This is a genomic window from Pedococcus sp. (genome assembly GCF_036554925.1).
In the GTDB taxonomy this organism is placed as follows: domain Bacteria; phylum Actinomycetota; class Actinomycetes; order Actinomycetales; family Dermatophilaceae; genus Pedococcus_A.
On the sequence record NZ_DATBMI010000170.1, the window covers coordinates 1 to 10,007 of the forward strand.

9 protein-coding genes and 1 pseudogene are annotated in these 10,007 nt (G+C 74.1%); 3 read left to right on the top strand and 7 right to left on the bottom strand.

Going from position 1 to position 10,007, the window contains the following annotated elements; genetic code table 11:
- A partial coding sequence (locus VIB11_RS13440) for a hypothetical protein (RefSeq protein WP_332031741.1) occupies positions 1-788 on the top strand: 788 nt, incomplete at its 5' end.
- Between the two features lie 10 nt (positions 789-798).
- A complete protein-coding gene (locus tag VIB11_RS13445) occupies positions 799-1,338 on the top strand; it encodes a YbaK/EbsC family protein (protein ID WP_332031742.1) in 540 nt (179 codons plus the stop codon).
- Between the two features lie 27 nt (positions 1,339-1,365).
- Here VIB11_RS13445 and VIB11_RS13450 read toward each other — a convergent pair whose 3' ends face one another.
- The 5 genes from VIB11_RS13450 to VIB11_RS13470 all read right to left on the bottom strand — a co-directional run bounded on the left by VIB11_RS13450 (position 1,366) and on the right by VIB11_RS13470 (position 7,352).
- Positions 1,366-3,912: a DEAD/DEAH box helicase gene (locus VIB11_RS13450; protein WP_332031743.1), complete on the bottom strand. Its 2,547-nt coding sequence runs from the start codon at positions 3,910-3,912 to the stop codon at positions 1,366-1,368.
- Entirely contained in the window at positions 3,909-5,171 is a 1,263-nt protein-coding gene (locus VIB11_RS13455; protein WP_332031744.1) for an SIS domain-containing protein, read from the bottom strand. The genes VIB11_RS13450 and VIB11_RS13455 overlap by 4 nt, the downstream gene beginning before the upstream one ends.
- 13 nt (positions 5,172-5,184) lie before the next feature.
- The gene (locus tag VIB11_RS13460; RefSeq protein ID WP_332031745.1) at positions 5,185-5,388 is read right to left on the bottom strand and encodes a Trm112 family protein; all 204 of its coding nucleotides are present in this window, start codon (positions 5,386-5,388) and stop codon (positions 5,185-5,187) included.
- A complete protein-coding gene (locus VIB11_RS13465; protein ID WP_332031746.1) occupies positions 5,385-6,830 on the bottom strand; it encodes a phosphomannomutase/phosphoglucomutase in 1,446 nt (481 codons plus the stop codon). The genes VIB11_RS13460 and VIB11_RS13465 overlap by 4 nt, the downstream gene beginning before the upstream one ends.
- 126 nt (positions 6,831-6,956) lie before the next feature.
- Complete coding sequence (locus tag VIB11_RS13470; protein WP_332031747.1) at positions 6,957-7,352, bottom strand: DUF3499 domain-containing protein; 396 nt, start codon at positions 7,350-7,352, stop codon at positions 6,957-6,959.
- Between the two features lie 192 nt (positions 7,353-7,544).
- Here VIB11_RS13470 and VIB11_RS13475 point away from each other — a divergent pair, with 192 nt between their 5' ends.
- Positions 7,545-7,892, top strand: coding sequence for a metallopeptidase family protein (locus tag VIB11_RS13475; protein ID WP_332031748.1), 348 nt, complete (start codon positions 7,545-7,547; stop codon positions 7,890-7,892).
- Positions 7,893-7,943: 51 nt separating this feature from the next.
- Here the strand turns inward: VIB11_RS13475 and VIB11_RS13480 are convergent, their stop codons facing one another.
- Complete coding sequence (locus VIB11_RS13480; protein ID WP_332031749.1) at positions 7,944-9,434, bottom strand: DUF5719 family protein; 1,491 nt, start codon at positions 9,432-9,434, stop codon at positions 7,944-7,946.
- Positions 9,431-10,007, bottom strand: a pseudogene (locus tag VIB11_RS13485) (glycosyltransferase family 2 protein); the annotation flags it as partial. The pseudogene VIB11_RS13485 and the gene VIB11_RS13480, both read right to left, overlap by 4 nt.

Sequence of the window (10,007 nt, forward strand, 5' to 3'; positions counted from 1 at the left end):
CGTTCCGGCTGGCGGCCATACCCACGGTGAGCGTCCTTGCGGCAGCCCTCACACCAGTCGGCCCCCGGCTCTTCGAGAGCTTCGTGACGATCCGAGCCGTCAGCCCCTTCATCCAGGAGTGGCGCCGCCCCACCCTGGACAGCCCGTCGGTGATCGCCACCTTCGCCCTCGCAGCCATTCCGGTCATCATCTGGACCACGCGCCGACAGCGCGTGCCTTGGGCCGGCCTCTGCCTCTATGCCTTCGGCATCACCTGCGCAGCCCTGTACATGCGGACTGTCGCGGTGGGCGCCATCATCCTGGCCCCCCTGGCGGCTCATGCGCTGGACTCCGCCCTGGGCCGTTCGCGGGTCCGGGTGCACCGCAAGGAGACCGTGGTGATCGGCCTGGGCGCTGCGGCAAGCCTGGGCCTGGCTGCGGCTCTTGCCGTAACGGGCCCTCAGGCCCCGAGTGGTGTCCCGGACGGCCTCGACCCCGCCTTGGCCTCGCTCCCGGGGGGGACGGTGGTCTTCAACGCAGACGTCCTCGGTGGGTGGCTGATGTGGTCCCACCCGAACCTTCGCCACACGTCGGACACCCGTGCCGAGCTCTACGGGGCGGACCGAGCCAGGGAGTACTTCGCTGTCATGGCTGCCGAACCCGGCTGGGACAACGCCTTCGACCGCTTCCAGCCGGGGGCGGCCCTCATCCCCGAGGATGCGGCGCTCGGTCAGGCTCTACGTGACGACGGCTGGGTCGTGACCGGCCGCGATGACGGCTACCTCCTCCTGGAGCCATCCGATCGGTAGCCTCGGCCGTGTGACTGCAGCCGAAGGAAAGCTGACCTGGACCAGTGCCTCCACGGCGGAGGCGCGCCCGCTCCTCGCCCCTCCCGTCGCGGCGTCCATCGAGGCGATCCCCGGCGCCCGGGTGGCGCCCATCGACCCGACGCTCGCCGACACGGCCGCCTTCTGCGCGGCATACGGCTCACCGCTGGAGCACTCGGCCAACTGCGTCGTGGTGGCCGGCAAGCGCGCGGGTGAGGTCCGGTATGCCGCCGTGCTGGTGCTCGCGACCATGCGCGCCGACATCAACGGCGTGGTCCGCCGGCACCTCGACGTCCGCAAGATCTCGTTCGCACCACAGGACGAGGCGGTGGCCCTGACCGGGATGGAGTTCGGGGGCATCACGCCCGTCGGCCTCCCGGACGGCTGGCCGGTGCTCGTCGACCCCGCGGTGGTGGCGGCCGGCGAGGTCGTCATCGGCAGCGGCCTCCGAGGCAGCAAGCTGCTCGTGCCCGCCGCTGCGCTGCTCAAGCTGCCCGGCGCCGAGGAGCTCGCGCTGGCCCAGTCGGGCTGAGCCGCGGAGCCGCCCCGCTGGGCTGGATCAGGTCGGCGCGAAGTCCGTGACGGCGACGACCGCCTCGCCGGCCTCGTCGGAGGCGGCGAGGTCGACCTCGGCGGTGATCGCCCAGTCGTGGTCGCCTTCGGGGTCGTCGATCACCTGCCGGACCAGCCAGCGTGCCGGCTCCCGGGTGATCTGCAGCAGCGCCGGGCCGCGGGCGTCGGGGCCGGTCCCGATGGAGTCGTACTCGTCGAAGTAGTCCTCGATCGCCTCCTGCCACCGGTCGGCGTCCCACCCCGACGCGGCATCGAGCTCGCCGAGGTCGATCCACCGGCGCAGCGCGGCCAGCTCCACGCGGCGGAACATCGCGTTGCGCACGAGCACGCGGAAGGCCCGCTCGTTGGTGGTGATGGGCCGCGGCTCGAGTGAGGCGCCGCCGGCACTGACGCCAGCACCGGCGCCAGTTCCCACACCGGCAGCGTCGGCGACCAGGTCGGGGTCGGTGAGCTGCTCCCACTCGTCGAGCAGGCTGGAGTCCGTCTGGCGGACCACCTCGCCCAGCCACTCGATCAGGTCGACCAGCTCGTCGGTCTTGGCCGAGTCGGGCACCGTCTGGCGCAGCGCCTTGTAGGCGTCGGAGAGGTAGCGCAGCACCAGGCCCTCGGAGCGCGCGAGCCCGTAGTAGGACACGAACTCGCCGAACGTCATCGCCCGCTCGAACATGTCGCGCACCACGGACTTCGGCGACAGCGGTGTCTCGGAGACCCACGGGTGCCCGCTGCGGTAGGTCTCGAACACGGCCTCGAGCAGCTCCTGCAGCGGCTTGGGCCAGCTGACGTCCTCGAGCAGCTCCATCCGCTCGTCGTACTCGATGCCCTCGGCCTTCATCTCGGCCACGGCTTCGCCGCGCTCCTTGAACTGCTGCGCCGACAGCACCGGGCGCGGGTCGTCCAGGGTCGCCTCGATGACCGAGACCACGTCGAGCGCGTGGGTCGGCGACTCCGGGTCCAGCACGTCGATCGCGGCCAGCGCGAAGGGCGAGAGCGGCTGGTTCAGCGCGAACCCGAACTGCAGGTCCTCGACCAGGCGCACCATCCGCCCGTCGTCGTCGGGAGTGTCGAGCCGCTCGACGACGCCGGCCGCGAGCAGCGAGCGGTAGATCTCGATCGCCCGCCGCGCCAGCCGAGCCTGCCGGCGCGCGTCCTCGTGGTTGTCGCGCAGCAGCGCCCGCATCGCCTCGACCGGGTCGCCCTCGCGGGCCAGCACGTTGAGCAGCATCGAGTGGCTGACCCGCATCCGCGACACGAGCGGTTCGGGCTCGGCCTCCACCAGCCGCTCGAACTGCTCCTGCGTCCAGGTCACGAACCCCTCGGGCGGCTTCTTGCGCTGCACCTTGCGCTGCTTCTTCGGGTCGTCCCCCGCCTTGAGCAGGGCGCGGTGGTTCTCGATCACGTGCTCGGGCGCCTGGACGACGACCGCGCCGGAGGTGTCGTACCCGGCCCGCCCGGCCCGTCCCGCGATCTGGTGGAACTCGCGTGCCTTGAGCAGCCGCTGCCGCGAGCCGTCGAACTTGGTGAGCCCGGTCAGGACGACGGTGCGGATCGGCACGTTGATCCCCACCCCGAGGGTGTCGGTCCCGCAGATGACCTTGAGCAGCCCGGCCTGGGCGAGCTGCTCGACCAGCCGCCGGTACTTCGGCAGCATCCCCGCGTGGTGCACGCCGATCCCGTGCCGCACCAGCCTGGAGAGCGTCTTGCCAAAGCCCGCCGAGAACCTGAAACTCCCGATGAGAGAGGCGATCTCGTCCTTCTCCGCGCGGGAGCACACGTTGATCGACATCAGCGACTGGGCCCGCTCCAGCGCCGCGGCCTGGGTGAAGTGCACGACGTAGACCGGCGCCTGGTGTGTGGTGAGCAGCTCCTCCAGCGTCTCGTGCAGCGGCGTCAGTGCCCACGAGTACGACAGCGGCACCGGCCGCTCCGCCGACGTGACCACAGCGGTGTCACGCCCGGTGCGCCGGGTCAGGTCGGTCTGGAACCGCGTGACGTCGCCGAGCGTCGCCGACATCAGCACGAACTGCGTCCTGCCCAGCTCGAGCAGCGGCACCTGCCACGCCCACCCGCGGTCGGGCTCGGAGTAGAAGTGGAACTCGTCCATGACGACCTGGCCGATCGCCGGGTCGGCGCCCGAGCGCAGCGCGATGTTGGCGAGCACCTCGGCCGTGCAGCAGATGACCGGTGCGGACGCGTTGACCGAGGCATCCCCGGTGAGCATCCCGACGTTGGCCGCCCCGAACACGTCGCACAGCGCGAAGAACTTCTCCGAGACCAGCGCCTTGATCGGCGCCGTGTAGTACGTGCGCGTCCCGTCCGCGAGCGCGGCGAAGTGGGCACCGGTCGCGACGAGGCTCTTCCCCGACCCGGTCGGCGTCGACAGGATCACGTTCGACCCCGTCATCACCTCGATCAGCGCCTCCTCCTGCGCTGGGTACAGCGAGAGGCCCTGCGCGGCAGCCCAGCTGACGAACGCGTCGAACAGCGCATCGGGATCCCGCTGCCCGGGCGGCGGGAGGTGGTCGAGCAGCGTCACTGGTGGCCCGTGCGCTCACTGAGGTCGGCGACGCGGGGCGAGATGGCCGGGTCGAGGCCGAGCCCGAGGGCGAGGTAGGTCGCCGCGAAGTCGGTGGTCGCGATCTGCCCGGCGAGCCGCACCAGCGGGTGGCCCGGCTCCGCGGTCACCTCCGCGACGCGCACTCCGGCCTCTCGCGCGGACGCCACGACGGCCTCCGTCATCGCCTCCGACTCGCCGGCCTCGGGGGTCAGCGGGTCCGGCACGGCGTCACGCAGCATGAGGAGGGTCAGCCGCGGCCCCGCCGGCGGGTCGAGGTAGGGGTCGGCGAAGATGTCGGGCTCCCCCGCCGCGACGCCGCCAGAGCGGCCCGAGGAGTGCACCGACACGTCGTCGCCCTCCTGGTCGGGGCCGTGGCTCCCCGCCAGCCTCGCGACGAGGTCGCCGTAGGCCGTGGTGAACGGCCCGTCGAAGCACGCGACGATCTGCGAGGCGGCGTCCGGCAGCTCGCCGGAGGTCGCCGGGACCCGGGCCGTCCGGGCCAGCATCGAGGCCGCGCGCACCGCCGCCACGCCGTTCAGCGGGCCGTCCCCGAGGATCACCGGCACCCCCTCGGCGAGGTCGGCCGCCAGCACCTTGGCCGGGTTGACGAACGACTCCGAGCCGGGCCGGCACGCCTCGGCCCGTTCGTCGAGCCGGTCCGCGACCGCGTCCAGCACCTCACTCGTCACGTCCGCCAGCCCCAGGTGGCCCGCCGCCAGCATCACCGGGGCGAGCATCGACCACAGGTGCGTGCGGGAGCCGTCGTGGCCCGACCCGACGTTGATGTGCACCCCACGGGCGCGCGCGCAGACGTCCGCCAGCGGCGACTCCGGGGCGCCGACCGTGAGCAGGGAGGCGCCTCGGCGCGCCGCCTCCGCGGCAAGCGCCAGCGGCCCCGCCGCGCGCCCGGACTGCGACACCGCGATGACGAGGTCCAGCGGCCCGACCCAGCCGGGAAGGGGGACGTTGCGCCGGGTGCTCACCGGCACCGGAGACCCGGGCTCGGCCAGCAGCTCGAGCACGTCGCACACGACCGCCGACCCGCCGAGCGAGGCCACTAGCACCGACCGTGGCCGCTCGCCCCCGGCGACCCGCTCGATGCCGGCGTCCTGCGACAGGGTCAGCGCCTCGCGGACCTGCGCCCCCGCTGTCGCGAGGGACCGCAGGGCGCCCCGCGAGTCGAGGGCGGCGATGGACTCCTCGCTGTCGATGCGGTGCTCGTCGAGGAAGGGTGCCATGGGGGTGTGCCGGTCAGGCCGGCTTGCGCGCCTCGTCGACGAGGAGGACGGGGACACCGTCGTCGATGCGGTAGGCGAGCGAGCACTCGGCGTTCGTGCACTGCAGCTCCGGCCCGGACGGCCCCTCGCCGTCGGCGAGCTCCGCGTGGCACGCCGGGCAGCGCAGGATCTCCCGCAGCCACGGCTCGATCTGTGCGCTGGCGGCCTTCTCGGTCATCGGGCCTCTCCTCTCACCAGGGCGAGGACATCGTCCCGCACCCTCTCCATTGTCGCCTCCTCGGCGGCCTCGACGTTGAGGCGCAGCAGCGGCTCGGTGTTCGAGGCGCGCAGGTTGAACCACCACATCGGGTCGCCGTCGCCGCCGGTGTGCGTCGCGGTCAGCCCGTCGAGCGTGTCGAACTCGGCGCCCTGCCCCTCGGCCCACTCCCGCACGGTGGCGGTGGCCGCCGCCGCGTCGGCGACGGTCGAGTTGATCTCGCCGGACGCGGCATACCTGCTGTATGCCGCCATGAGCCGGCTCAGCGGCTCCGGCTGGGAGCCGAGGGCGGCCAGCACGTGCATCGCCGCGAGCATCCCGGTGTCGGCGAACCAGAAGTCGCGGAAGTAGTAGTGGGCGCTGTGCTCGCCGCCGAACACCGCCCCCTCCCGGGCCATCTCGTCCTTGATGAACGAGTGCCCGACGCGGGTGCGCACCGGCTTGGCACCCTCGGCCGCGATGATCTCGGGGACCGCCGCCGACGAGATGACGTTGTAGACGATCCGCACGTCCGAGGCGGGCGTGCCCGCCTCGCGCTCCCGGGCGATCTCGCGGGTGGCCACCATCGCCGTGATGGCGCTCGGGCTCACGGGCTCGCCGCGCTCGTCGACGACGAAGCAGCGGTCGGCGTCACCGTCGAAGGCGAGCCCGATGTCGGCGCCGTGCTCGCGCACCGCTGCCTGCAGGTCGCGCAGGTTCTCCGGCTCGAGCGGGTTGGCCTCGTGGTTGGGGAACGTGCCGTCGAGCTCGAAGTAGAGGTCGACGACCTCGAGCGGCAGCGCGGGCAGCCCGGCACCGGTGCCGAGGACGGCCGGGACGGTGTGACCGCCCATGCCGTTGCCCGCGTCGACGACGACCTTCAGCGGCCGGACCTGCGAGAGGTCGACCAGCGAGCGCAGGAAGGCCGCGTAGTCGCCGAGGACGTCGCGCTCGGTGACGGTGCCCGGCTCGGTGCCCTCGGTCGCGAAGCCGTTGCCGCCGTCGAGGATGGCCTGGCCGAGGTCGCGGATCTGCGCGAGGCCGGAGTCCTGGCCGACCGGGCGGGCTCCGGCCCGGCACATCTTGATCCCGTTGTACTGCGCCGGGTTGTGGCTCGCGGTGAACATCGCCCCGGGCAGGCCGAGCGCGCCGCTGGCGTAGTAGAGGCCGTCGGTGCTGCACAGCCCGATGAGGATGGTGTCGACCCCGTGCGCGGCGACACCGTCCGCGAAGGCGCGGGACAGCTCCGGCGAGGACGGGCGCATGTCGTGCCCCACGACCACGGCCTCGGCCTGCTCCGGCAGGGCGACCACCTGGGCGAAGGCCGAGCCGAGGGCCCAGGCGACATCGACGTTGAGCTGGTCTGGAACGACGCCGCGGACGTCGTAGGCCTTGATGAAGTCGGCGAGTATGGGGGCATTCACGCCCGAAACCCTAGCGGTGCGGCGCTCGTGCGGCTGCAGGGGACGCGCGGAGGGCGGCCGCGGAGGGTGGCCGCGGGCCGCACGGCCACACCGGTGTTCGGGGGCCTCCGGCACGGGCCGTGAGAGTCAGAGGTCGCGCAGGACCCGCAGGTGGCCGCGGCGACCGGTCTCGACGGCGCCGGACGCCGTCTCGTCGGTGCGGCCGACCTGCCCGTGGGCACTCTGCGGCACCGGGTGCTCGGTGAGCCGGGGCTTGCCCGCCTCGCGCACGGCGTTCGCGAGCGCGAGCAGGTCGTCGTGGGTCGGCTCCGGCTCGACGTACTCCCCGGACAGCCGCACGATCTCCCAGCCTCGCGGCGCGGTGAGGCGCTCGGCATGGGTGGTGCAGAGGTCGTAGGTGTGCGGCTCGGCGTACGTCGCCAGCGGGCCCACGACCGCGGTGGAGTCGGAGTAGACGTACGTCAGGGTCGCGATCGCGGCATTGGGGCACGCGGTGCGCGAACACCTCCTCGTCAGACTCACGCGGGGACTCTATGCCACGACCCGGCGACAACTCCAACGGCGCGCCGTGGCCCGCCGAGATCGCTCCCGCCACGACGTAGCATGACGCTCGTGAGCCCTGCCGGACGACCGCACGAGGTGCCCCCGCGCCTGCGAAGGGACCGCCGCGGGCGTGGCCGCCGCGGCCCCCTGGCCTGGCCCGCGGTCCCCGCGATGGCGACACGGCGCGAGCAGTTCGACGACCTCGTCCTGGACGCGGCGGCGCGGCTGGAGGAGCACCTCGGCGCCCACGCCGGCGAGGTGGAGTTCGCGGTCGAGGACGTGCCGCCCACCGACCCTGCTCCCTGGGAGAGCAGCGCGGTGCCCCTGGGTCGCCTGTTCCCCGCGCAGGGCCGTATGCCGGCGCGCATCGTGGTCTACCGGCGCCCCGTGGAGAGCCGGGCCCATGACGCGCGCGAGCTCACCGCGATCGTCCAGGACGTCGTCGTGGAGCAGGTCGCGGCCCTCCTCGGCGTCGCCCCGTCGGACCTCGACCCCCGCTACGGCGACGGCCTCGGCTGACGTGGACGGCTCGGCTGACGTGGACGGCCTCGGCTGACAGGGGCTGAGCGCCTACTCCGGCACCTCGAGCAGGCCGACCGTGGTCGTGCGCAGAGCGGCGTCCACGAGCGGCAGCACGCTGACCAGCTGGCCCTTGGCGTCGGTGGCCGTCGCCACGACCCCGGCCCGCAGCTCGCCCGTGCCGGCGAGCCGGTGGACCCAGACCGTGGCGGCGCCCCCGAGGTCGACCGTCGTCGCGGTGTCTGCCTGCAGGGTGAGCCGCCGTGACGAGGCGGTGCCGGCGGCATCGGTGGTGACCACCTCGACGTTGGCCGGTGCCCCGGTGCTGGCCAGGGTGAGCGCGCTCGCCACCGGCGCGCCCAGCGAACCGCCGGGCAGCGGCGCGCCCGCCACCCCCCGGATGGCCGGGGTCGAGCTGCTCCACGCGAAGTCGCCCGGCACCGTCATCGAGGTGCGGCGCTGGACGACGCCGGCTGCCACGACGGGCACGTCGGCCCGCACCTGCAGGGCGTAGGTGCCCGCAGGCATTCCGGTGAGGCTGATGTCGCGCACGGTCCCGCCCGGGACGCGGGACACCCCGCCGCTCGGGAGGGCCTTGGGCCCAGTGGGTGTCAGCGCCCGCGCCTGGACGACCGCCTCGCCGTCGCCGGGCACGACGACGCGCAGCCCCGCCACGCCGTTGACGGGCAACGCGGCCACCACCTGGTTGCGCGAGGGCGGTGCCGCCGCGGACACGTCATCGCTGCCCGCGGAGATCGAGCCGTCCAGCCAGTAGTCGTTGACGACCGCGTGGACCAGCCCGCCCTCGGCCACGACGTGGACCGCGGGCGAGCCCTCGGTGCCGGAGATGGAGTCCAGCAGCACCGTGGTGCGCCCCTTGGACGGCACCACGACGCCCTTGCCGTTGGGCGAGGCGACCGGGCCCTTCGCGCCGTGCAGCGTCACGTCGACGGTGACGGGGTTGTCACCCGGGTTGGTCAGCACCAGGCGCTCCTGGCGACCGGCGGCCCCGGCCCCGGCCAGCAGCCAGGAGTCCGCGGACGGCCGCCCGCAGGCGGCCACGCCGAGGCTGCGCTGGTCGCCGGTGCCGACCAGCCAGGCCTGCGTCGCGGCCAGGCCCGGCGCGAGGGACTGGCTGCCGCGGACCACCGCCGCCTCGGGCCGGGTGAGCGGCGCCGAGGCCACGACCCCCCTTGACTCCGCCTTGGCGACGGCGGAGCCGCCGGCCAGGGCGCCGATCGAGAACGCGCCACCACCGCGCGGCAGGGTCAGCCCGGTCAGTGCGCGCTCCGGCGCGGCGGCCGCCGAGACGGTCACCCCCACGGGCAGGTCGGGCAGGCCGGGGAGGCCCTTGAGCTCGGGCCCCGGGCAGACCAGGGCGGAGCTGCGAACCGTGGTGGTGCCGCCCTCGATGCTCGTGTCGGCGTTGGACGACGGGCCGAGGGCCACGGCCCCCGGAGCCTGCATGGCGGCATACACGAGGCCCGCGCCCGCGCCGGCAGCGAGGACGGTCCGGACCAGGCCGGTGACGGACACGATCACTGGTGGCTCCTTCGCGTCCGGCCGCCCAGCGGCAGGGCCAGGAAGGCCACCGCCGCCAGCAGGCCCAGCTGGGCCCAGCGCCAGAGCTGGTGGGTGGGGGCGACCTCGATGACGAGCCGGCCACCGTCGGCCGGCAGGGCGTAGGTCGGCTGGGCGGCGCCCTCCGCAGCGCGCAGCACCCGGCCGTCGAGCGTCACCCGGGCGTGGCCGGCCCACCCGGCGGGCTCCGCGAGCACCAGCGAGGCACCCGCGGCGGGGGCGACCTGCGCGACGGTGCGCCCGTGGTCGCCGGTCACGTCGACGGGCGCCTCGCCCCTGGCGCTCACGACGCGGGCGCGGGACGCCGAGGACGCGTCGTCAGCGGCGCCGGCGTCGGCCGCCACGACCCGCCAGAAGAGCACCCCGTCGTGGGCGCCGAGGCGTGACAGGCCGGCGATCGCGTCGAGCGTGCGGATCGCCGGGTCGGTCTCGTCGGCGCGCAGGCCGACGAAGCCCACACCCTGGGCGGCGAGCGCCGCCGCCGGCTGGGACGCCTCCGGCGAGCCGCCCTGCTCGAAGAGGAGGCTGACCGCG